Genomic DNA, 23,334 nt, shown 5'->3' with positions numbered 1-23,334 from the left:
TCCTGGGCGGACGCCGTCAACCGTCCTGGGGACGACTCATGGGGCAATTACTCGCCTGCTGCCATCCTCAGACTGCCTGTGCTTTATGCAGCTCGGCAATCTGTCCGGCGCTGTAGCCCAGCACGTCCGCCAGCACTTCGTCGGTATGCTCGCCCAGCAGCGGCGAACCGGTGATTTCCGGCGTCAGGTCGGAGAACTTGATCGGACTGCCGACGGTCAGGTATTTGCCGCGTTCCTTGTGATCGACTTCGGTGATGGTGCCGCTGGCGCGCAGCGACGGATCGTTGGCCAGCTCTTTCATGGTCAGCACCGGTGCGCAAGGAATGTCGAACTTGCGCAGGATGTCGACCGCTTCGAACTTGGTCTTGTCCTTCAGCCACACTTCTATGGTGTCGAAAATTTCGGTGATGTGCGGCTGGCGCGCCTTCGGCGTGTTGTAAGCCGGATCTTCGATCCATTCATCCTTGCCGATCGCCTTGCAGATTGGCGCCCAGGCATGGCCCTGGATGGTGAAATAAATGTATGCGTTCGGATCGTTTTCCCAGCCCTTGCACTTGAGCACCCAGCCCGGCTGGCCGCCGCCGCCGGCATTGCCGCCGCGCGGCACCACATCGCTGAATGTGCCGTGCGGGTATTGCGGATACTCTTCCAGGTAGCCCAGCTTGTCCAGGCGCTGCTGGTCGCGCAGCTTGACGCGGCACAGGTTCAGCACGCTGTCTTGCATCGACACGGCAACGCGCTGTCCCTTGCCGGTCTTGTCGCGGCCGATCAGTGCGGTCAGGATGCCGATCGCCAGGTGCATGCCGGTGTTGCTGTCGCCCAGGGCGGCAGCGCTGACGGTTGGCGGGCCGTCCCAGAAGCCGGTGGTGGAAGCCGCGCCGCCGGCGCACTGGGCGACGTTTTCATAGACTTTCAAGTCATCGTAATGGTGGCCGTCGCTGAAGCCTTTGACCGAAGCCACGATCATCTTCGGATTCAGTTCGTTGATGCGTTCCCAGGAAAAACCCATGCGGTCCAGCGCGCCCGGTCCGAAATTTTCGACCAGCACGTCGGATTCCTTGATCAGCTTTTCCAGCACCAGCTTGCCTTCAGGCTTTTTGGTGTCGAGCGTGAGCGAACGTTTATTGCTGTTCAACATGGTGAAGTACAGGGCATCGACGTCAGGGATATCGCGCAGCTGCGAACGGGTCACGTCGCCGGAACCCGGACGTTCGACCTTGATCACGTCGGCGCCGAACCATGCCAGCAATTGCGTGCATGCAGGACCGGCCTGCACGTGCGTGAAGTCGATGATGCGGATGCCGTCCAGTGGTTTTGCCTTGCTTGTTTCTTTGCTCATTTCAAATCTCCTGTTCAACTTGATCGAATTTTTTATAATGGCTCAGCGGCTTATTTGTACATGGTCTGGGCCATGGTTCCCGGGGCGTACACCGCAGGATCGACCCAGATATTGACCACCGCGCAACGCCGCGTCTTGCGCACCGCTTCCCGCGCCCGCTGCAGCGCCCCGGCAATCTGCGCCGGATCGCGCACCTCTTCGCCATGCCCGCCCAGCATCTCCGCAAACTTGCCGTAAGGGATATCGCTCAGCAGGTTGCCCACGTTGCCGCGTTCCTCGCCGTACTTCGCCAGCTGCCCATAACGAATCTGGTTCATCGCCGAGTTGTTGCCGATCACCGCGATGTACGGCACACCAAAACGGTTCGCCGTCTCCATGTCGAACGACGTCATGCTGAACGCGCCGTCGCCGTAGTAGCACATCACTTCCTTCTCCGGATTGGCCAGGCCGGCCGCTATCGCAAAACCGGTGCCCACCCCCAGGCTGCCCAAGGCGCCCGGATCCATCCATTGCCCCGGATTGCGCGGACGCACCGCCTGCGCCGAGATCGTCACCACGTCGCCGCCGTCGCCGATGTAGATCGTGTCGTCGTTCAGGAACTCGTTGATTTCATACGCCACCCGGTAAGGATGGATCGGCGCACTGTTCGACTTGAACAGCGGCATCAGCTTCTCGGTCGCAATCGCTTCCTGCTGCTGCAGCTGCTTCATCCACGAGCGCCGCTTCTCTTGCGCCGTCTTGTTGATGCGCCCGCTCGCCGCCTGCAGCACCGCACCCAGGATCGTCCCCGGATCGCCCACCAGGCCCAGCGTGATGTCGCGGTTCTTGCCCACCGTCCGGTAATCCTGGTCGATCTGGATCACTTTCGCGTTCAGGCCCAGGCGTTTGCCGTAACCCATGCGGAAGTCGAACGGCGTGCCCACGATCAGGATCACGTCGGCCTTGTCGAATCCTTCGCGCCGGGTGCGGTCGAAGTGATGCGGGTCGCCCGGCGGCAGCAGGCCGCGCGAGGCGCCGTTGAAGTACGCCGGGATATCCAGCCCGCGCACCAGGTCGATCGCTTCCTTGTGCCCGCGCGAGGACCAGACCTGGCCGCCGTACAGCACCACCGGACGTTCCGCCTGCACCAGGATGTCGGCCAGCTTCTCGATATCGGCCACATCGCCCAGCGATTTCACGGAAGCGCGGTATTGGCCGGCCGCCGGAATCACCGCCTTGCTGTTATCGATCTCGCGGTCCAGCACGTCGCGCGGGATTTCCAGGTAGGCCGGACCAGGGGCGCCGGCAAAGCAGGCGCGGATCGCCATCGACACCATGTCGGCCACCCGTTCCGTGGAACGCACGCCTTCGGAGAATTTGGTGATCGGACGCATCATTTCCGTATGCGGCAAATCTTGCAGCGAACCCATCATGTGCTGCGTGATGCCGCCCTGCCCGCCGATATGCAGCACCGGACTTTCCGAACGGAACGCCGTCGCAATCCCGGTCACCGCATTGGTGCACCCCGGACCTGCCGTCGTCACCACCACGCCCAGCTTGCCGGTCTGGCGCGCATAACCGTCGGCAGCGTGCGCTGCGACTTGTTCATGGCGCACATCGATGATGCGGATGCCTTCGTCGATGCAGCCATCGTAGATATCGATGATATGGCCGCCGCACAAGGTAAAGATGGTGTCCACGCCTTCATTCTTCAGCGCGCGCGCCACCAGGTGTCCGCCAGACACCACGCCGGCTTCCCGGCTCTTGCGCTTGAGCGTATCGTCGGCAGTCGTGCTCGACACGCCGCCAGGCGCTACCTTCGATTCGGTTATCACTGCAGCCATTGCTCCTCCTGTTATCGGTTATCTGCCTCCGCAATACCGCTTGCATTGCTTTAGCTTGATGCCATCTTAGCCAGCTCATAGACAGGACGGCATTGACCCCAGTCAAGTTTCCTTCCTTTTGTTTCTCCAGGCGCAGCTATCCCGCGCGATGCAAGAAGGTGGATGTGAAACAGGGTGGATTTGACAACAATCGGATCTTGTCGATTTGACGTATAAGACTTTTCAGTCCTTGGCGCGGCGATGGCGGCCGGCGCCGAGCGCGAACCTGGCGGCTCCCGCTTCGCCTTCGGCGAATACCACCGGCACGCCTTGCACGCCCTCGCGGCGCAGCGCCTCGGCCAGCGGCAGGTCCCATTGTTCATAGGCGGAACGGCGGTCGGCCAGCATGCATTGCTGCGGAAAGCCGGCGATCTCGCGCGCCAGCTCTTGCGCCGCCGCCAGCGCCGCGCCGGGCGGCGTGACGCGATTGACCAGGCCCATGGCCAGGGCTTCGGCCGCCGTCACCGGACGGCCGGTGAGGATCAGGTCCAGCGCGCGGCCCATGCCGACCAGGCGCGGCAGGCGCACCGTGCCGCCGTCGATCAGGGGTACGCCCCAGCGCCGGCAAAACACGCCGAGTACGGCGTCTTCGTCGGCCACCCGCAGGTCGGCCAGCAGCGCCAGTTCCAGCCCGCCGGCTACGGCGCAGCCGTTGATGGCGGCGATCAGGGGTTTCGACAAGGCCATGCGGCTCGGCCCCATCGGGCCGCTGCCGCCGCCATCGGCGCGCAGTTCGTTGCGCAAGGCAGGATCGCCGATAGCGCTGAGGTCGGCGCCGGCGCAGAAATGGCCGCCGGCGCCGGCCAGCACCGCGACCTTCAGCGCCGGCTCGGCTTCAAACCGTTCCAGCGCCAGGCGCAACGCCTCGGCCATCGGGCGGTCGACGGCATTGCGTTTTTCCGGCCGCGCCATGGTGATGGTGCAGATGGCGCCGTCGGCGTCGAACGAAACGGTATGCATGGCCTTGCCTTTCTGCCTGGCAGGTTGGGCGCAACGCGCCCAACTTACATGGTTTCAATTGCCCGCATCTCGCGCGCCGCCACCGACAGCATCGCCAGGTCGACATTGCCGCCCATCTGGAAATCGGTGAGCAGGCGGCGATAACGTTCCAGCGGCGTACGGCTGGCGGCTTGCCACACTTCGATCATGTCCTGCGACTGTTCCAGCGACGGCGACAGCTGGATCACCTTGGCCGTCAAGGCGCGCTGCAAACCTGTCAAGTCGCTCTGCAAGGCGGTGCGCGCCAGGGTCTGCCAGTGCGAATCGACCGGCAGCGCGCCGGCACGTTCGCGCATCCAGCCGAAGTTCAAGTTGACGTCCAGCGCGAAATAGACCGCCGCCACCAGTTCCAGGCTGCGCCCCGTAGAGGCCGCCACTTCGGCGATGTCCAGCACCGCGCCGATCAGCTCGGCGCTGGCGACCCGCCGCGCCAGCTGCTCAGAGACGCCGGCCTGTATCAAGGCATCGCGTTTTGCCTTGAGCGCTTCGGCGTCGCTGGCCGCCAGAAGCGAAACCAGTTGCGGCCCCAGCTGGTCCGCGGCCTGGCGGAAACGGGCCACCGTGGCTTCGATCGACGCTTCCTGCGCGTGGCGATGCAAGAACCAGAAGCTGGCATGTTCGATCAGTCCGCCGACGTCGACAAACATCTGCGCCTGCAAGGCATCCGGCACCAGGTTGTCGAGAGCGTCGATGTCGCGCCAGATTTCCTCGAAACCGAACACCTCGCGCGCGATGACGCTGGCGCGCAGCACGTCGACCGGGCTGGCGCCGCTTTCATCGGCCAGCTGGTGGACAAAGGTGGCGCCGACCCGGTTGGCCAGCGTGTTCACCAGGTAGGTCGAGATGATCTCGCGCGCCAGCGGATGGCGCTGCATGGCCTCCGGATAGCGTTCGCGCAGCGGCTGCGGGAAATAGGCAGCCAGCGAACCGGCGATGAACGGGTCTGCCGGCAAATCCGAGGCCAGCAGTTCTTCATACAGCCACATCTTGTCGTATGCCATCAGCACCGCGCGTTCCGGCGTGGTCAGTCCCTGCTTGGCGGTCTTGCGCTCCGCGCACTCTTCTTCCGACGGCAGGAATTCGACTGCGCGGTCGAGCCGGCCGGCGCGTTCCAGGAAGCGGATCAGGCGCGACTCCGGCTCCAGCAGGCTGGCGGCGCGGCGGCCCGCCACCGACAGGGACTGGGTCTGGTAGTAGTTGTCGGTCAACACTTGCAGGCCGACTTCTTCAGTCATTTCCGCCAGCAGCTTGTTACGCTGTTTCTCGGTCATCTCGCCTTCGCTGACGATCAGGCCGAGCATGATCTTGATATTCACCTCGTGGTCGGAGCAGTCGACGCCGGCGGAATTATCGATGGCGTCAGTGCAGATGCGGCCGCCCTTCTGGGCAAACTCGATGCGTCCGAACTGGGTGCAGCCAAGGTTGCCGCCCTCTGCCACCACCTTGCAGTTGAGCTCGGCGCCGTTGACGCGGATCGCATCGTTGCTGCGGTCGCCGACCTGGGCGTGGCTTTCGCGGGCCGCCTTGATGTAGGTGCCGATGCCGCCGTTGTAGAGCAGGTCCACCGGCGCCAGCAGGATGGCGCGTATCAGTTCGGTCGGCGCCAGTTCGCTGGCGGTCACGCCCAGCGCCGCCTGTATTTGCGGCGTCAACGGAATGGTCTTCAGGCTGCGGGCATAGACGCCGCCGCCGCTGGAGATCAGGCTGGTGTCGTAATCGGCCCAGCTGGAGCGCGGCAAGGCGAACAGGCGCTCGCGCTCGGCAAAGCTGGCCGCAGGGTCGGGATCCGGGTCGAGGAAAATGTGGCGATGGTCGAAGCCGGCCAGCAGCTTGATATGGCGCGACAGCAGCATGCCGTTGCCGAACACGTCGCCGGACATGTCGCCGATGCCGACCACCGTGAAATCCTGTTCCTGGGTATTGACGCCGATTTCGCGGAAGTGGCGCTTGACCGCTTCCCAGGCGCCGCGCGCGGTGATGCCCATTTTCTTGTGGTCGTAGCCGACCGAGCCGCCGGAGGCGAAAGCGTCGCCCAGCCAGAAGCCGTATTCGGCGGACACCGCATTGGCGTAATCGGAGAAGCTGGCGGTGCCCTTGTCGGCCGCCACCACCAGGTAAGGATCGTCGGGATCGTAGCGCACCACGTCTTGCGGCGGCACCACTTTGCCGTCGACCAGGTTATCGGTCAGGTCAAGCAGCCCGCGCAGGAAGTTCTGGTAGCAGGCCACTCCCTCGCGCAGGTAGGCATCGCGGTCGCTGGCCGGCGGCGCGCTCTTGAGCACAAAACCGCCCTTGGATCCGACCGGCACGATCACGGCATTCTTGACCATCTGCGCCTTCACCAGGCCCAGCACTTCAGTACGGAAATCTTCGCGCCGGTCAGACCAGCGCAAGCCGCCGCGCGCTACTTTTCCGCCGCGCAGATGGACGCCTTCGAAGCGCGGCGAATAGACCCAGATCTCGAACATCGGCTTGGGCGCCGGCAGCCCCGGCACCTTGGCTGGATCGAACTTGAACGACAGGTAAGGCTTGGGCTGGCCGTCGGCGCCGCGCTGGAAATAATTGGTGCGCAAGGTGGCGCTGATCACCCCCAGGAACTGGCGCAGGATGCGGTCCTCGTCGAGATTCGGCACCTGGTCCATCGCCTCTTCGGTCTGCTGCAGCAAGGACTTGGCCTTGGCTTCAGCGCCGGCCGCCTGGGCCGGATCAAAGCGCACCAGGAACAGTTCCACCAGCTTGCGCGCAATCGCCGGGTTGGCAGTCAGGGCCTGTTCGATATAGGCGTTGCTGAAAGTGGAGCCGACTTGCCGCAGGTAACGCGCATAAGCGCGCAGGATGGTGACTTCGCGCCAGTTGAGCTGGGCCAGCAGCACCAGCCGGTTGAGATCGTCGTTGTCCGCTTCGCCGCTCCAGACACGGCCGAATGCATCTTCGAACACGCCCTTGATGTGTTCGATCTCGACTTCGCTGTCGTCCGCGGTCTGCATGCCGAAATCGTGTATCCAGGCCGGTTCGCCATCCTGCAGTTCGATGCGGTAGGGACGCTCCTCGTTGACCTTGACGCCCATGTGCTCCAGCATCGGCAGGCTCTGCGACAGCGCCATCGGCTTGCCGGCGCGGTAGATTTTCAGGCGCAGCGACGCCGGCGCCGCTTCGATCGGACGATACAGGCTCATGGCCAGCCCGGTATCCTGCTGCGCGGCTTCCAGCAAGGCGATGTCGTGCACGGCGGCGCGCGCCGAGTAGTCTTCGCGGAAACCGGCCGGGAACGACATCGCATAACGGCGCAGCAGCCGTGTGCCCTGCTCTTCACCGCGCTGTTCCAGCAGGGCTTCGGTGAGGTCGTCCTGCCAGCGCCGCGTGGCTTGCACGATGCGCGCTTCCAGCTGTTCGACATTGATGTCGGCGACGCTGCCCGGCTCGGTGCGCACCGTGAACTGGATGCGCGCCAGCACCGATTCCGACAGCAGGGGCGTGAATTCGACGCCGGTGCCGTTGAAGGCTTCCAGCAGCAAGTCCTGGATCCGTTCGCGCAGCTCGGTGTTGAAACGGTCGCGCGGCACGAACACCAGGCAGGAAACATAACGGCCGAAAGCGTCGCGCCTTACGAACAGGCGGGTGCGCTGGCGCTCTTCCAGGCGCAGGATGCCGCTGGCGGTATCGAACAGTTCGTCTTCATCGACCTGGAACAGTTCGTCGCGCGGGTACTGCTCGAGGATGGTGGTCATGGTCTTGGCCAGGTGCCCGCGCGGGACAAAACCGGCGCGCTCCAGCACTTTCGCCACCTTGCGCCGCACCAGCGGGATCTCGCTGGTCGGCACCATGTAGGCAGTCGAGGTATACAGGCCGACAATGCGGCGCTCGCCGACTACCTTGCCGCCGGCGCCGTAGCGCTTGACGCCGACATAGTCGAGATAACCGGCGCGGTGCACGGTAGCGCGCGAATTGGCCTTGGTGATGAAAATCGGCGATTGCGCATCGATGATGCCTTGCGCGCTGACCGGCAGCCTGGTCATGTCGGCGCTGTCGGCGGCGCGCAGGGAATCGCGCAGGATGCCGAGGCCGGAACCGGCCATGCCTTGCAGGTAGTTTTCGCCGTCGCTGACCACCAGTTCGTAGTCGTGATAACCGAGAAACGTGAAATGGTCGTCTATCATCCACTCCAGGAAAGCGCGCGCCTCGGCAATTTCACCCTGCTGCGCGGCATCGCCGTTGTCCTGCTGCTTGAGGTCGTCGATCGCGGCGCTGGCTGCCGTCATCATCTGGCGCCAGTCTTCCACCGCGGCGCGCACGTCGCCCAGCACCTTGAGCACGCCGGCCAGGATTTCTTCCATCCTGGCAGCCTCGGTGCAGCGGTCGACTTCTATATGGATGGTCGATTCCAGTTTTGCCCTATCGTTGTCCTTGCTGTCCTTGCCGCCATTCTCGCTGGCGCGCTGGATTTTCTCGACCTGGCCGGCGGCGTCGCGCCAGACCCTGAACACCGGATGGATCACCGCATGCAGGGTCAGGCCCAGGCGGTTGATCTCGGTGCTGACCGAATCGACCAGGAACGGCATGTCGTCGTTGACGATCTCGATCACGCTATGGCCGGACTGCCAGCCATGCTCGTCCACCCGCGGATTGTAGATGCGCACCCGCGGCGCGCCGCTGACGAAATGCCGCGCAAACTGCCAGTGGGCGACGGCGGCGCCGTACAGGTCGGCGATGTCGCGGCTCAAGACCAGTTCTTCCCCCACTTGCGCGTAATACTCGAGCAGGAACGGCTGCATGGTGGCGAACACGTCCTGCGGCAGGCGATCGCGTGCGAACTCGACCATTTCTGCCAATTTCTGCTGTTTTCTTTCTATGGCGGTGCTGGGCATGGTTTTCTTTCGAACAGTGGTTAACTTCGAGTCATATCCTGCTTAGATTCTACCTATCGCAGGCGCAAAACCACAGGCTTTTTAAAAAAACAACCCTGGCAGCGCACCATGTCTCGGCGACCCTGTCATTCTGCGGTAAAACGCGTGTGCTAGTTTCCATGGCTTGAGAAACCCCACGGCATAAGGAAGCAGCAATGATGCAAAGATTTCACAATCCGGTCGCAATCCACTTCGGCGCGGGCAGCCTGCAGCACCTGCCGCAGGTCATGGGACCGGGCCAGGCAGCCCTGGTGACATTCCCGGAAGCGCGAGCGCTTGGCCTGGTAGCCGAAGTGGAGCAGTTGCTGGGAGACCGGCTTTCTTATGTCATCGACAACGTGCAGCCCAATCCCGACGTTGCCGAACTGGGCGCGATGTACGAACAGTTCTGGCGGCACGGGCAGGCATGCGAGACCATCGTGGCGCTGGGCGGCGGCAGCGTGATCGATACCGCCAAGGCATTGCTGGTCGGCACCGCCAGCGGCAGTTTCCAGGAGTTGCTGGCACTGCTGGCTGACGCCGGGCCGTTTGCACCGCCCATGGCCAAGAAACTGGTCGCCATACCGACCACCGCCGGCACCGGCAGCGAAGTCACGCCATGGGCCACCGTCTGGGACGCCGGCCAGCAGAAGAAATATTCACTGCACCTGGATTGCACCTGGCCCAAGGCGGCCATCGTCGATCCCGCCCTGATGCTGTCCCTGCCCGGGAAAACCACGGTTTCCACCGGGCTGGATGCCTTGTCGCACGCCCTGGAGTCGATCTGGAACGTTAACGCCAATCCGATCTCGGACACCTACGCCGTGTCAGCCATCCATGACATCCTGGCCTGCCTGCCGGCGCTGGCCGCGGATCTCGGCAACCTCAGCCTGCGCTCGGCCATGGCGCTGGCGGCGCTGAAAGCCGGCCTGGCGTTCTCCAACACCAAGACCGCGCTGGCCCATTCGATTTCCTACGAGATGACGCTGCGCCATGGCCTGCCGCACGGCATCGCCTGCTCATTCACGCTGCCGATGGTGCTGCGCATGGCCTGGGGCGCCGACCCTTCGCGCGACGCTGTGCTGCAACGGGTATTTGGCGCCGGGCCCGAAGCGGCGGAACAGCAGCTGCGCCAATTCCTGCTGCAGCTGGAGGTCGGCAGCCGTTTTTCCGACTACGGTGTGACGACGGAAGAAGCACAGCAGATGGTGCGCCGCGCCATGGACGGTGCGCGCGGGAAAAACTTCATCGGCAAAGACGACACGCTTGTTTTTGCCTGAAACCGGCGTCCCTGATTCTCCTCAAAACGTAATCCCTGGCATGCCGGTTTAGCAACAGCGACCGGCCGGGAAAATCTCCCCCTTTCGCCGCCCCGGCAAAGCCAGGCCCTCAGCCTGGCGCTGTTTTCCACCCTTCCCCGTTTTTCCGGCCGGGCGCTGCTCCAACGCATCTCTCCATATTCCTTTGACAAGCCGCCCCCTCCTAAAAATACCAAAAAAATAAGAAATCATCATTAAATTCATGAAAAATCTATTTAATTAAAATGTTTACGTTGATTAAATCGTTTTTAATGATTACCATAATTCCTGAAGGTAACTTGCTGCATTGCAGTAGTCGTAAAAACCGCTTTGGATGATGCTGGGTTCAAGGCTTGAAAGCGAGTACGGACCTTCATTCGCTTTTTTGATAGTCCAATAAGATAAATCTCATGTCACACTCAACACACTTGACCTTCCTCCAGTATGTTTTGGGACAGGAGCTCCCAAGGCGGATTGCCGATACGGCGATCCTGGCGATCGCCGCCAATGCCGTCGCCTATTTCGTTTTCCACACAAACCTCTCCGAAGCGGCGCCAGTCCACATGGTGCTGCTGTATTTCTGCTGCGTGCTGGCATTCATGCTGTTCGCCAAGCTCGATCTCTACACCGCCTGGCCGGAACGACCGGCGTCGGCCACGTTCGTGCGGCTGGCGGCGTCCTGGGCGCTGGTGCTGATCCTCGGCATTTTCATGAGCCGCATGGTGCCCGGCATCGGCCGCATCTCGCATCACTGGCTGCTGTACTGGTACCTGACCAGCATGGTCCTGCTGCTGCTGTACCGCTTCGCTTCCTTCGTCGCGCTGACGCGCATGCGCAAGCAAGGCTTCAACTTCAAGCGCGTGATCATCGTCGGCTATGGCGAAACCGGACAGGAAATGCACCGGCGCGCCCTGCAGCAGCCGTGGATCGGTTACGAGGTCAACGCCGTGGTCGGCAGCGCCGAACAGACCGAAAACCTGCAGGACGCCAATATTGCGCGCATCAACAAGCTGGAAGACATCCATGCTTACGTCAGCGCCAACCAGATCGATGAAATCTGGATCACCTTGCCGATGAGCGCAGCGGCGCAGCTGCGGCCCCTGCAGATCCACCTGCGCAATACGCTGGTCGACATCCGCTGGGTGCCGGATACGATGGCGATCCAGATGATCAGCCGCCGCATGACCAATTTCCTCGGCACGCCGACCGTGGAGCTGAACCGCCCGGCTCCCAGCGGTGCGCGCGGCATCTGCAAGCACCTGCTGGACAAGCTTTTTGCATTGGTAGCGCTAACTGCCCTGACCCCGCTGTTCGTGGCGATCGGCGTCGCCATCAAGATCTCGTCGCCGGGACCGGTATTTTTCAAGCAGGTGCGGCTGGGCCTGAACGGCAAGAAATTCATGATCTACAAATTCCGTTCGATGAAGCTGCACCAGGAGCACAACAAGGTCACCCAGGCCACGCAAGGCGATCCGCGCATCACCCGGATCGGCCAGTTCCTGCGCCGCACCAGCCTGGACGAGCTGCCGCAGTTCATCAACGTGCTGCTGGGCGACATGTCGGTCATCGGTCCGCGCCCGCATGCCTTGCAGCACAACCAGATGTATGAAGAACTGCTCGACCTGTACATGGTGCGCCATCGCGTCAAGCCCGGCATCACCGGCTGGGCCCAGATCCACGGCCACCGCGGCGAAACCGACACCTTGGAAAAAATGGAAAAACGCGTCCAGTTCGACCTGCATTACATACAGAACTGGTCGTTCCTGATGGATTTCCGGATCCTGCTGTGGACCGCGTTCAAGGGCTGGAGCGGCAAGACTGCCTATTGATCAATAGCTTGCCTGGCGCCGCCCGCGGCGCTTTTTTTTACAAATCTATCTTCAAGAGTCATCAGCATGCATAAAAAAATCACCAAAGCCGTATTTCCTGTCGCCGGCCTCGGCACCCGCTTCCTGCCCGCCACCAAGGCCAGCCCCAAGGAAATGCTGCCAGTGGTAGACAAGCCCTTGATCCAGTATGCGGTGGAAGAAGCCGCCGCCGCCGGCATCACCGAAATGATTTTTGTCACCGGCCGCAACAAGCGCGCCATCGAAGACCATTTCGACAAAGCCTACGAGCTGGAAGCCGAACTGCTGGCCAAGAACAAGCAGGCGCTGCTGGAAGTGCTGCGCCAGATCAAGCCCAAGAATGTCGAATGTTTTTATGTGCGGCAGGCGGAAGCGCTGGGCCTGGGCCATGCCGTGATGTGCGCCGAGCGGCTGGTGCACGGCGAACCGTTTGCAGTGATCCTGGCAGACGACCTGCTGGATGGGACTACGCCGGTCATGCGGCAGATGACCGACCTGTATGCGGACTATGGCAGCAGCATCATCGGCGTTGAATCGATCGCCCCGGTGCAGAGCCGTTCCTACGGTGTGGTGGCCGGCACGCCAGCCGGCGACCGCCTGCACAAGCTGCACGGCATCGTTGAAAAACCGGCGCCGGAAGATGCGCCGTCCAACCTGGGCGTGGTCGGACGCTACATCCTGAACGCATCGATTTTCGATCACCTGCACACGCTCCAGCCAGGCTCGGGCGGCGAACTGCAGCTGACCGACGCCATTGCGTCGCTGCTGGGTCAAGAGGCGGTGATGGCCTACCAGTTCGAAGGCACGCGCTATGACTGCGGCAGCAAGCTCGGCTACCTGCAAGCCTCGGTAAAATTCGCGCTGAAGCACCCTGAAGTCAAAAAGGAATTCCGCGAATTCCTCAACAACTTCGTCGCCGACAAGATCTAGTACCGGCCGGCCTTATTCGTATAGCGTAACCGCCATTGGCGACGGGCCGGCGTTGAGGTCAACGCTGGCGGCGCCTTGCGGACAAGGCCTATCGCCCTGCTGCGGATAGAATTCGCTGATCACGCAGCGTTGCCCCTTGTTCCGCTGAATCGAAAAACCGCCGCCAGGACGCGCCGCAGAACTCCATACGACGTGGACACTGCGTTTTGCCGAAGCCCCTGGCTGGCTATTCAACACCAGCTGATAAGCCTCACCCACTTTCTCGCTGCCGGCCAGCTGGGTATCTTTCAGCTTGCCCAGCAAATGCTTGAGCGCGGGCAAAGCCAGCTTGACCTGGCCGCTGCTGTCGGTCAGTCCGTAGTTTTGTTCGCGCGCAGCCCGGTCCGGCCCGGTATCTTGCCACTGGTAGATATTCACCAGCGGAATGCCGGCGAATACCGTGGACAGGTATTCCCTGAGCACCAGTTGCGCCTGGCCGCCCTGGTCCCGGGCCGCGGTAAAGTTGGAATAACCCCATTCGGATGCAATCATCGGCAGTTCGCCCTTGCCGTACTTGTGCAGCAGCTCGCGGCTCTTGGACGCATCGTCGGCCAGCGTCTCCGGAATTTTCCGGTACGGGTGCACCGAAACGCCGCTCAGGCAATTTTGCAGTGAGATGGCCAGCAGCTTGTCATCGGGAATTTTGGGCTGCAGGTTGGGCAGCTTGGCGAAGCCGAAGCCAAAGATGTTTTTCCTGGCGCCGCCCTTTTGCTGTTCCAGCGCCGCGCAGATTTTCTGGATTGCCGGCACCAGGCCGGTTTGCAGCATGCCCGGCTTCAGGAAAGTCGGATTGTCCGGTTCGTTCCATAATTCCCACAGGATGTTGGGATCCGCGTACTGGTTCAAGGTGGTCAGCGCGAATCTGGAGAAATTATCGGCCGCATCCAGCGGCGTCATGGTCGTCGACATCATCCGCTTCGGCTGCATCCAGACCGTGGCGCCGCCGAACAGGGTGATGATCGGTTTCAGCTGGGCCTTGCGCAAGCGCTCCAGCAGTTCCGAAAAATCCTGCGGCTTGTCGCTGACCGGCGGACGGGTACCGAACCTGACGTACTCGAAGCCGGCGTCCTTGATGGCCGCCAGCTGCTGGTTGGTTATTTGCGATGGATTGATCTGGACGCTGATAGCCGCCGGATAGGCGGAGTGGATGCCGTATTTTTCCCACGCAGACGCATGAGAAGCCGCCAATACGCCGCACACAGGAATAAGCCATGCTGCAGGTAGTTTCATCTTTCGCTCCGGTCGAATAGGATCCTGTTGGACGGTAAAGGCGTTAATTGGTTTACCGCAGGCGAGAAAATAGTTTCTGGTAGCTGGCGATGAACTGGCCTGGAGAAAAACGCGTCAGGTAAGAGGCGCGCGCCGCCTCTGCGTAATCGCCCAGGCTGGCGCGGTTCAGGTTTTCCAGCTTCTCGGCCAGGTCGCCCGCGGTGCAGTTGAAGATCAGGCCGTTGACCGCATGCTCGACGATATCGGGCAAGGCGCCGCGGTTGCTGGCCACCACCGGAACATAGCTGCGGAAAGCTTCCAGCGCCGTCAGGCCGAATCCTTCGGCGCGCGACGGCATCACCAGCACATCGGCCAGGTCGTAATAGGCGTTGATCTCGGCCTGCCCGATCCAGCCGTAATAATGCACGTTGGCGGCTTCCAGCATTTCGATCTGCAGGTTCGCCAGCACCGGCGCGCCGACGATGTGATACACATATTTCGGCCGCTTCTTTTGCAGGATGCGGATGGCGTCCACCAGGATATCGTAGCCTTTCTGGTGATCCAGCCTGCCGACAAACAATATATGCAGGTGGCCGTCGTCCGGGTCCTCCTTGGCCGGCGGCAGGATGCGGTCGAGCACGGTATTCTGGATCAGGATGCAGTTGCGGGAGAACCCGAACTTGCGATTATTGACGTGTTCGTAGCGCGAGATATCGATCACCGCGTTCGGAATGTAAGACATGATTTTTTCGATGGCGCGGGTAACCAGGGTCACCGATTTGCTGCGGTCGCGGAAACTGGCCCAGCCATGGGCGCAATAGATGGTCTTTACCTTGCGTCCCAGCCATGGCTTGGCCAGGCACAGCGCAACGCCGGCGAAGGTGCTGTGGGCATAGACCATGTCCGGGCGCGACTTCCGCACCTGGCGCACGATCGCAAGCGCCAGCTTGAACGGCCCCAGCCCGCCGCGCGAATGCGAATGATGGTGCACGCGCTCCGCTTTCAGCTGGTCGGCCTGGGCGGCTGGCACCAGGTAGTCGAAACGGCAGTTGAAATCGGCGCTGAGGCGCTCCAGCGTTTCCAGGTAGGTTGCGACGCCGCCCTTGATCGTCTCTGCCACATTCAACACATGCAGCACGGGTTCCTGCTTTTGCATTTAAGTCTCCCGATAGAAATGCGCCGGTGCTGGCGCTGCTGCCGGGTGGTGCAAGAGGATGCGTCCCGGCTGAAGGTAATCGATGCCGAATACGCAGAAGGCATAAGCGGTCAGGTGACGGAAAAACGACCCAAGGTCAGGCTCGAAGAAAGTCTGGATGGCGAAATTGGCGACCAGCAGCAGGAACAGCGGATGTTTGTGGTTATGCCGCCGGAACATGAGGAAGGTCAGCAGCCATAGCGTGAAAGACAGGAATATCTCTTGCACGCGCAGGGAAAAGATGGGAGCGAAATAAAAACGCAGCGCGGCAAAACCGGCGTTCGGGAAAGCCGTCATGATGCCGTTCGGCGTCAGGACGTTCGAGAAAATGGTCTTCGAATCGGAGAGCCCTTCTCTTTCCATGTTGATGATGTCGCGCGCCTGCTGCAGCTGGTTCCAGAAATCTCCCGGCAGCACCAGGCAAGCCGCCATGATGCCCAGCACGATCACGGCGCGCAGCTTGCCGCGGGTGCTGAACACGATATGCATGACCACCATGATGGCGGCGATCAGCACGTAGTAGATGCGGAACTGCCAGGCATACAGCAGGTAGATTGCAATCACCAGCGCCGTCTTGCCGTGGTTGGATATGCGCCAGGTGCAGACATAGCACACCAGCAGGTTCAGCAGGATGACGATGATCTCTTTCGACAGCTTCAGGTTGAACAGCGTGAACGACAGCATCAGGACGCAGGCAAACGCCAGGTCGACCAGCCGCAGCGATTTCCTGCTGATATAGAAGATCACCGAGCAGGTGGCTACCAGCAGCAGCACTTGCGACCAGGCCGACCCGAGGAAAGAAAAAATCACCGCCGTGCTGACGAACGAATTCTGTTCGGCCAGGCTGAGGTCGGTATATTTCATCAGGTCGATGATCGTGGTTTCATCGGTGAAGAAATAACTCGGAAGGAACGCCCGCTGGTACATATAGATGAGCGCGGTCAGCACCAGCATCAAGATCCCGCAGATGAGCCGGATATCGGGTGCGATGCGTTTGTCGAATAAGGAGCGCATGGTTGCCTATGCCGCTGCCGTGACAGCCCTCGCCGCAGAATCCGCCTCTGCCGCGTGCACCTTTCCTGCCAGGCCAGAACGCTCCAGCAAGGCGGCAATTTCAGTTGTCAATTGCTGCGTCAGGCGCAGCTTCTCGCCGGTGCCGTCGACTTGCAGCGCCTGGTACAGCAGCTTGAAAGTGCGGGTGACGTCCGGTACCGGCGCCGGCATGAAAAAGCGGCCGCGGCCGGTAAGCTCGAAAAACGACTGGACCTTGCTGTCCCAGTTCAGGCCGATGCTCGGGATATCCAGCGCGTAGGCGACAATGTTGGCGTGCAGCCGGTGCGCGATGATGCAGTCGCATTGACCGATGTTGGCCACCAGCTGCGACGGCACCCCGGGGCGCGGCAGGTTGACGATTTCCGGGTCCAGCCCGGCCGCCAGCGCATCCTTGAACGCCTCGTCTTCCGGCGAACCGTTGGTAAACAGGTGGACCCGGTATCCTAGCGTCACCGCCTGGATCGCCAGTTCCTGGAAATATTTTCCGATGCGCTCGCTGTAATCCTGTTTTTCCATTCCGGCCTGGTTCAATTCCAGCGGACTGGAGATGCAGATTCCCAGCACGTTGCCGGTTGCGCGCGGCGGCAGGAAGGCGGCAAACGTCTGCTGTGAATAGATGCCTGGATCCGGCGTCACCTTGACATCCAGCGGCTGCCCCAAGATCAGCTTCAGGTTCTGCGCCGAAGCGATATCGCGGGTGCTGGCCTGGATCGGCGCCAGGTTTTCCCAGGTGCGCCTGGTCAGGCCGGTGCCGGCGCTAGACATGCTCTTCGACACGCCGACGCCGAATACGGCGACCTTGCCGGATTTTCCAGCGGCCTTGACCGCCTTCGACAGCAGGAACAGCTTGACCGGAAAATTCAGGTGCACATCCAGCAGCAGCTGGCCGCCGCCGACCACGACCAGGTCGGCGTCCGCCAGCTGGCTTACCCACTTGCGGCGCCAACGCAGGAAATACTGCAGGCTGAAATAGGTGCAGACTGCGTACGGACGCAACCGCTTCGGCACTTTGTTGACCAGCGATTTTTTCGAGATTCCGGCCTTCACATAATCGTCGCGGCCGGCAATGTCGAGCGCGCTGACCTGCGCGCCGGGAACCCGCTCCAGCAGCAACTGCTTGATATTTTCATAGATGACGCCATCGCCCAGGTTGGGGCTATAGGGAACAGCGCAAATCACGATTTTCATATGGCCACCACTTTCAGACTTTTACGGATTTGATAAAACATGATGAAAGCAGCGAGTCCGAGGCCGAATACGGTCGGCACGAACACCGTGCTGACCGAGGTCGCCGGGCGCGTGACAAACACCAGCACGAAGCACAGGAAGCCGCCGGCCACCGCCCAGCTGGCGTGGTGGGTCAGCTTGAGCGCCTTCAATACGGTGCGCGTGCCCTGGATCGCCGCCAGGATCATCGGCAGCAGGAAGTAGTCGCGCATGTCGAGGCCGCTGTATTTGGCGCCGAACAGCAAGCCGACCAGCAATTGTCCCGAGAGCCACAGCACCAGGCTGTACACCAGGCTGGAAGCCAGCGTCGCCGCGATCAGCATGCGCGCCATGGCGGCAAACCTGGACGACTTTTCATCGGCCAGCCGCGCCAGCCTCGGCAGGCCGAAGTTCGAGATCGCGATATTCAGGTACTGCGCCGGCAGCACCAGCGTCATCACTACCCGGAAGTTGGCCGCCAGGTCCGCCTGTTGCCTGGACATGTAATAGATCACCAGGCCGTGGGTCATGGCCCAGACCATGATCTGGCTCAGGGAATTGTTCAGGCCGAAGCTGAGCCAGGAGATTTTTTCGCCGGGCACGGGGTTCGGATGCGCGTCTTTCTTCTTCGAGCCGATGGCGACCAGTCCGCTGGCCAGCAGCAAAGGCAGGCCGATAGCTGCCAGCAGCTCGCTCAGCTGGTAAGGACTGTCCTTGGGAATCACCGCAATTGCCGCGAACACGCCAGCCAGCTGGGCCAGCGCCGGTATCACGGATTTCAGGCTTTTGTTGTCCAGGATCGCAACCGAGCGTACGGTCCAGTACGCCACGAAACCCGCCAGCGCCAGGATCAGTGCATAAATGAAATACGGCGGCGTATCGGGGATGCGCAAGACCAGGTAGACCACGACCAGCATGCTCAGCAGCGCCACCGGCAGGTGCAGCTGCAGCAACAGCTTGCGGCCGATCGAATAATTCGATTTGGCGAACACCAGCAACGGTTCCATGACCGTGCAGCCGTGCACGATGTTGAGCAGGATCACCGCCGAGTAGATCGCGGAAAACGACGCGAACGCCTCCACGCTCAGGTAGCGCGCCAGCAGCGCCTGGGTGGCAAAAAACGACAGTGTGAAAACTGCTTGCTCAAAAATCACTTGCAGCAGCGCCTTGGCTTTTTTCATGTGGCGGGTGCGATCAGGATTTGACGTCTTGCGGTTTATAGGAATAGGCGGTGTAGCGATAACGTCCCGAATTGCCGTAGCCGTAACGGCGCGTATCCAGCCTGAGGCCGTTGAAGATCACGCCTTTCGCATGGACGCCGCTCTGCGCCAGGCGCTTCATGGATTCGACGATTTCGCCCAGCTTGGTGGTCTCGGCCCGAGCCACCAGGAATGCCGTGCCTGCCAGCGCCGCCAGGATGCCGGTATCCGATGCCGCCAGCACCGGCGGCGTATCGATCAGCACCAGGTCGTAGGAAGCGGAAAATTCTTGCAGCAGTTCAGACATGCGCCCGACCAGGAACAGCTCGGCAGGATTCGGCGGCAAGGTGCCGGTGGAAATGAAATCCAGGTTTGGCACGATGCCTTTATGCAGCGCTTCGCTCGGCTTGCTGCTGCCGGAAATCAGCTCGGACAGGCCCTTGCCGCGGCCCATGCCGAAATACTGGTTCAGGTGGCCTTTGCGCAGGTCGGCGTCGATCAGCAATACGCGCTTCCCGGAAGAGGCAATCACAGCCGCCAGGTTGGCGGAGATGAAGGATTTGCCGACCCCTGGCGCCGGGCCGGTCAGCAGTACGATGTTGTTGTGCGCTTCCAGCATGGCGAACTGCAATGCGGTGCGCAGGCTGCGCAAGCTTTCGATCGCCGTATCGTGCGGCTCGGACACCGCCAGCAGCGCCATCTCCTTGGATTTCGTCTTGATCTTGTAATTCAGCAGCTGCTGGGCGTCGCTCAGCGGCACGGTCGAATACACGCTCAGGCCGGCGTGGCGCTCGATGTCTTCAGGGTTGCTGATACCGCCGTACAGGATATTGCGCAGCACCGCCGTCACCACGCCGAAGAACAGGCCAAGCAGCAGCGCAAGCGCGAACACCAGCGGTCTTTTCGGGATGACCGGGATTTCCGGCAGCGCAGCGGAATCGACCACCCGCACGTTGCCGATCTTGCCCGCCTTGAGCAGTTTCAACTGCTGGATATTATTCAGCAAGCCGGTATACAAGCTGGTGTTGACGGTGACGTCGCGCATCAGGCGCAATACATCCTGCTCGCTGTTCGGCAATGTCTTGATGCGTCCCGAGATCTTGCCTTGCTCGCTCTGCAGCGCGCCAATCTGGCGATCGATGGCCAGGATCGACGGATGCGAATCGGCAAAGCGGGTGGAAAGGTCCTTGCGCTTCTGCCTCAGCTCCAGGATCTGGGTGTCGGTCGATACCGACTGCTGCAGCACCAGCTTGGCTTCTTCGCCCATGTCGATGGTGCCGACCCGTTCGCGCAAGGCGTTGTACAGGTTTTCCGCCTTGTCCAGCTCAGCCTTCAGTTCCGGCAGCTGGCCGTCCAGGAAATCCAGCGACTTGGTGGCCTCGGCCGATTTGCGTTCGACGTTCTGCTGCACGTACTGGCGGCCGATTTCATTCATGGTGGCGCTAACCAGGTAGGGATCCGGCCCCAGCAGCTCGGCGCCGATGACGCCGGACTGCTTGCCCTTTTCGGCGATATTCAGCTGGTCTTGCAAATCCTGTATGGTCTTCAGGCGCGAATTGCGCACCAGCTTGAACACGATGCCGGGCTTGGCCTGCATTTGCGCCACGTGCAGCTCGATCACGCCGGCGGTTACGGTAAATTTTTCGGTCTTGCCGACCGTGCCTTCGAACACCTGGTCGAACACCGAGCTGGCCAGGCTGTAGCGGCCCTTGCCGAGGTTGGTCAGCTTGAAGGTTTCGGTTTCCAGCACCTGCGGCACATTGAAGACGTCGGCATCGATCTTTTCGCTGCCCCAGGCATAACCGCCCATGCCAAGCAGGCCGGGCTCCGACAGCTCCAGGTTATGGCGGGCGATCAAGGCGCCGATGATGGGGAAATACTTCGGCCCCTGGTCGATGAACAGATGCAGGTTGTCGACGCTCCTGGACACCACCAGGCGCGAGCCGAGGATTTCTATTTCGGCCGGCGCGGTGGACTTCACGTCGAACATCGCCGACATGTCGGCCAGCATGTTGCTGGCGGCGGCGCTGGGAGAATTGTCTTCCACCTGCACCAGGATGTCGGCCTTGTAGATGGGCGTGCCGAGGAAAGCGTATAAAGCGCCAAGCAGCAAAAAGCCGGCGGTGATCAGGCCGATCAGCCAGCGGTTGTCCAGCAGAATATCGAGAATGGCCGCAAGGCTGATTTCCTCATGCCTGTCGGTGAAATTTTGTTGCAGCGGATTGAGTGAAGTCATGGATTATTCAGCTGGTTGGCAAATATTGATAGAGGTACTGGCAACATGCATTGCTTGCGAAGGACGCACACCGACATCGCACGGCGCCGTCTGGCAGCAAATTCGCAACAGGTTCGCCGGCCGTCGCTAATTGACCGAATCGATGCGCTTTACCCAGTCGTCCACGCCTTGTTCGATCAGGCGCAGGCAGCTCTCGAACTCATCGCGCGGACGTTTGTAAGGATCGAACACATCGAACTGGCTGAACTGCCCCAGCCGGAACAATTTGCCGCGCGTGGTCGGGTACTGCTTTTCAATATGCTGTTTCTGCTCGATATCCATCACCAGGATCAGGTCGGCGGAATCGCACAGCCAAGACTGCAGCTGCTGCGCCCGGTGGTCGCGGATGTCGATATCGCGCTGCTCCATCAATTCAATCGAATCCTGCGCGGCGGGCTGTCCTATCAGCGCGCCGATGCCGGCCGAACGGCAATGCAGTCCCGGCAGTTTTTTTGCGAACAGCGCCGCCGCCATGGGGCTGCGGCAAATGTTTCCTATGCAGACGATGAGAATGGACTTGATCAATTTTTCTTATCCACAGCGTTACGCGAATTGACCGCGGTAGTAGAAGTGCCGACCAGCAGTGCAAACACACGGCTGAAACGGACCAGGCCTGGGGCATCGACATACACTACGTCCTTGGCCTGCAGCGGGAAATTTTCCGCCAGCGCCATGCCCACCGGCGATTTACTGTCAAGATGGAACACTTTCGGCATGGTGCCGTCGGGAGCGGCCCGCACCACATAGATCGCGCTTGGATCGCTGGTGTTGGCGTCGACGCCGCCGGCGCCGTTCAATGCATCGCTCAGGGTGAGGCGGCCGTTGCTGCGCAAGGGCAGCAAGCCTGGACTGCGCACCTCGCCGGAAACCGACACCTGGTTGTCGCTCAGCGGCGCGACCCGCAGCACGTCGCCGTTCTGCAAAACGATGTCGGAGGGGCTGAGGTTGCGCGCAATCAGGTCCGGCACGCTGATTTCATAGCTCTTGGCGCCGCGCACCAGCGTAATCCGGCTGGCGTCGCCGCTTGGCGGAATGCCGCCGGCCTGGTTGATTGCTTCCGACAGCGTCATCGGCACATCGCTCATCTGCTTGACCCCGGCCGAACGCACTTCGCCGTCGACATAGATCTTCTGGCTGCGGTAGCCGATGACGCGCAAGGTGATCTGCGGATCACGTATATATTTGGCCAGCAGCCCGCGCAATTTCTTTTGCGCCTCTACTTCGGTATATCCTTCCGCCTTGAACAGCCCGACGTAGGGAAACTGCACTTCGCCTTCGTTGCTGATCACATAACCCGGCAGCGTCTGCGCGGTCATGCCGCTGTTGGACAGGTTGCCGGTGGCGCCCAGGGTGTAGGTAAGGTTAGGAACCACCAGTTCAGGATGATCCCAGACGATGATCGACAATATGTCGGCCGGCCCCATGCGATACGGCTGCGGCTTGCCGATCAGTTCCCGGTACTGCTCGCCTTGCCCGGATAGCCGCATGCGCTCGGCGTTCTCCTGCTGCACCAGCTTGAGGGTGATCGGCGTGATCACCGGGACCGACTCAGGATCGCTTGCGTCCAGCGGCGAATAGGAATCGAATTTCATGCCTGGGGCAAAGGCACACCCGCCCAGCGCAAACACGAGAGTTAGCAGCAATATTTTTTTCAATTTAATTCACACCGATCCAATTTAACGATACGCAGCTCGAACCAACCCAGGCAACCATGTGAATTTAAAATCAAAAAAACAACAAAAATCGTTTAAAATCACATAAATACCGATTTCAACGATTTTATAGTATTTTTTATTTGGATGACCAGAGATAATTCAATCCGCGGGCAATTAAATGCATTTCAGGCGGCAAAGACGCCTGAACTACCTGGCGCGACGCTCCTCCAATCAGTTGGTGGCAGCTATTTGATAAATTGATAAAATGCGTTCCGATAAATACGTTTGATAGAATGTGCAGCTTGTCCCGCGCCGCCTAACTCCTTAACTGCCCAATTAACCGCC

General features: G+C 61.1%; 15 protein-coding genes. 3 read left to right on the top strand and 12 right to left on the bottom strand.

What is annotated here, in order from left to right:
• Window positions 1-67 precede the first annotated feature (67 nt).
• The 4 genes from frc to BM062_RS02120 form a co-directional block, all read right to left on the bottom strand.
• A complete protein-coding gene (gene frc / locus BM062_RS02135; protein WP_092392565.1) occupies window positions 68-1,339 on the bottom strand; it encodes a formyl-CoA transferase in 1,272 nt (423 codons plus the stop codon).
• 50 nt (window positions 1,340-1,389) lie between these two features.
• Window positions 1,390-3,162: a thiamine pyrophosphate-binding protein gene (locus tag BM062_RS02130; protein WP_092392563.1), complete on the bottom strand. Its 1,773-nt coding sequence runs from the start codon at window positions 3,160-3,162 to the stop codon at window positions 1,390-1,392.
• Between the two features lie 222 nt (window positions 3,163-3,384).
• On the bottom strand, window positions 3,385-4,161 hold the full coding sequence (locus BM062_RS02125; RefSeq protein WP_092392561.1) for a crotonase/enoyl-CoA hydratase family protein: 777 nt from the start codon (window positions 4,159-4,161) through the stop codon (window positions 3,385-3,387).
• 44 nt (window positions 4,162-4,205) lie between these two features.
• Entirely contained in the window at window positions 4,206-9,065 is a 4,860-nt protein-coding gene (locus tag BM062_RS02120) for an NAD-glutamate dehydrogenase (RefSeq protein ID WP_092392559.1), read from the bottom strand.
• A gap of 194 nt (window positions 9,066-9,259) precedes the next feature.
• Here BM062_RS02120 and psrA point away from each other — a divergent pair, with 194 nt between their 5' ends.
• From psrA to galU, 3 genes are all read left to right on the top strand, one after another.
• Window positions 9,260-10,363, top strand: coding sequence for an iron-containing alcohol dehydrogenase PsrA (psrA, locus tag BM062_RS02115; RefSeq protein WP_092392557.1), 1,104 nt, complete (start codon window positions 9,260-9,262; stop codon window positions 10,361-10,363).
• Window positions 10,364-10,791: 428 nt separating this feature from the next.
• Window positions 10,792-12,210, top strand: coding sequence for an undecaprenyl-phosphate glucose phosphotransferase (locus BM062_RS02110; protein WP_092392555.1), 1,419 nt, complete (start codon window positions 10,792-10,794; stop codon window positions 12,208-12,210).
• A gap of 66 nt (window positions 12,211-12,276) precedes the next feature.
• Entirely contained in the window at window positions 12,277-13,158 is an 882-nt protein-coding gene (gene galU / locus BM062_RS02105) for a UTP--glucose-1-phosphate uridylyltransferase GalU (protein WP_092392553.1), read from the top strand.
• A gap of 12 nt (window positions 13,159-13,170) precedes the next feature.
• On the opposite strand, the gene BM062_RS02100 is transcribed toward galU, so the two are convergent.
• The 8 genes from BM062_RS02100 to BM062_RS02065 all read right to left on the bottom strand — a co-directional run bounded on the left by BM062_RS02100 (window position 13,171) and on the right by BM062_RS02065 (window position 22,977).
• Window positions 13,171-14,427 (bottom strand): hypothetical protein, encoded by a 1,257-nt coding sequence (locus BM062_RS02100; protein WP_139219970.1) that lies wholly within the window; start codon window positions 14,425-14,427, stop codon window positions 13,171-13,173.
• A 52-nt stretch (window positions 14,428-14,479) separates the two neighbouring features.
• Window positions 14,480-15,562 carry a glycosyltransferase family 4 protein gene (locus tag BM062_RS02095; RefSeq protein WP_092392550.1) on the bottom strand — a complete coding sequence of 361 codons (1,083 nt, stop codon included), beginning with the start codon at window positions 15,560-15,562 and terminating at the stop codon, window positions 14,480-14,482.
• Window positions 15,563-16,615, bottom strand: a complete 1,053-nt coding sequence (locus tag BM062_RS02090; RefSeq protein ID WP_092392548.1) for a hypothetical protein — start codon at window positions 16,613-16,615, stop codon at window positions 15,563-15,565.
• Between the two features lie 6 nt (window positions 16,616-16,621).
• Window positions 16,622-17,842, bottom strand: a complete 1,221-nt coding sequence (locus BM062_RS02085; RefSeq protein ID WP_092392546.1) for a polysaccharide pyruvyl transferase family protein — start codon at window positions 17,840-17,842, stop codon at window positions 16,622-16,624.
• Window positions 17,839-19,041 (bottom strand): polysaccharide biosynthesis protein, encoded by a 1,203-nt coding sequence (locus tag BM062_RS02080; RefSeq protein ID WP_092392544.1) that lies wholly within the window; start codon window positions 19,039-19,041, stop codon window positions 17,839-17,841. The genes BM062_RS02085 and BM062_RS02080 overlap by 4 nt, the downstream gene beginning before the upstream one ends.
• 13 nt (window positions 19,042-19,054) lie before the next feature.
• Complete coding sequence (locus BM062_RS02075; protein WP_092392542.1) at window positions 19,055-21,295, bottom strand: polysaccharide biosynthesis tyrosine autokinase; 2,241 nt, start codon at window positions 21,293-21,295, stop codon at window positions 19,055-19,057.
• A 126-nt stretch (window positions 21,296-21,421) separates the two neighbouring features.
• The gene (locus BM062_RS02070; protein WP_092392540.1) at window positions 21,422-21,859 is read right to left on the bottom strand and encodes a low molecular weight protein-tyrosine-phosphatase; all 438 of its coding nucleotides are present in this window, start codon (window positions 21,857-21,859) and stop codon (window positions 21,422-21,424) included.
• The gene (locus tag BM062_RS02065) at window positions 21,856-22,977 is read right to left on the bottom strand and encodes a polysaccharide biosynthesis/export family protein (RefSeq protein ID WP_254784861.1); all 1,122 of its coding nucleotides are present in this window, start codon (window positions 22,975-22,977) and stop codon (window positions 21,856-21,858) included. Before BM062_RS02065 ends, BM062_RS02070 begins: the two co-directional genes overlap by 4 nt.
• Between the last annotated feature and the right edge of the window lie 357 nt (window positions 22,978-23,334).

Origin of the sequence: Collimonas sp. OK412 (assembly GCF_900112135.1) — a bacterium.
GTDB classification, from domain to species: Bacteria; Pseudomonadota; Gammaproteobacteria; order Burkholderiales; family Burkholderiaceae_D; genus Collimonas; species Collimonas rhizosphaerae.
Note: the sequence above shows the minus strand (reverse complement) of the source record. Positions and strands in the feature narration are given on the sequence as shown.